The sequence below is a fragment of the Streptomyces sp. P17 genome (assembly GCF_032436805.1).
Taxonomy (GTDB): Bacteria; Actinomycetota; Actinomycetes; order Streptomycetales; family Streptomycetaceae; genus Streptomyces.
Window position 1 is genome coordinate 1 of sequence record NZ_JAVRBF010001356.1, and the last position, 244, is coordinate 244.

Annotated in this window: 1 protein-coding gene; it reads left to right on the top strand. The window is 68.4% G+C overall.

The window, feature by feature from the left end; translation table 11 throughout:
* Positions 1-244: nitronate monooxygenase (locus tag RMT89_RS44960; protein ID WP_315889521.1), on the top strand; the 244-nt coding region annotated here is incomplete at both ends.

Here is a 244-nt window from a genome sequence, read left to right on the forward strand (position 1 = left end):
AAGCACGGCGTCAAGGTGCTGCACAAGTGCACCAGCGTGCGCCACGCGCTTTCCGCCGAGCGCATGGGTGTCGACGGCATTTCCATCGACGGCTTCGAATGCGCCGGTCATCCCGGCGAGGACGATGTGCCGAACTTCATCCTCCTGCCCCGGGCGGCGGAACAGCTCAAAATCCCGTTCCTGGCCTCGGGGGGTATGGCGGACGGCCGCTCCCTGGTGGCGGCGCTGGCCTTGGGGGCCGAGG